The 299-nt window shown below is 67.6% G+C and carries 1 protein-coding gene; it reads left to right on the top strand.

Going from position 1 to position 299, the window contains the following annotated elements:
- On the top strand, positions 1-299 hold a 299-nt coding region (locus EN853_RS33545; RefSeq protein WP_135861378.1), incomplete at both ends, for a pyridoxal-phosphate dependent enzyme.

Raw genomic sequence — 299 nt, 5'->3', positions numbered from 1 at the left:
CGGGAAAAGATCTTCAACCTGAAGGCGATGGGCGCCGAAGTGCGCCTGACCCGTTCGGACGTCGCCAAGGGCCACCCGGAGTACTACCAGGACCTGGCCAAGACCATCGCCGAGCAGACCCCGGGCGCCTACTTCATCAACCAGTTCGGCAACCCGGACAACCCGGCCGCGCATGAGTTCGGCACCGGCCCGGAGATCCTCGAGCAGATGGGCGGCGACCTCGACGCCATCGTGTTCGGCTGCGGCAGCTCCGGCACCATGACCGGCCTGTCGCGCGCGTTCGCCAGGCTGTCGCCGAA

The sequence above is a fragment of the Mesorhizobium sp. M1C.F.Ca.ET.210.01.1.1 genome (genome assembly GCF_004791585.1).
Taxonomy (GTDB): domain Bacteria; phylum Pseudomonadota; class Alphaproteobacteria; order Rhizobiales; family Rhizobiaceae; genus Mesorhizobium.
The sequence above is the reverse complement of the archived record's forward strand: the minus strand, read 5'-3'. Positions and strand labels throughout refer to the sequence as shown.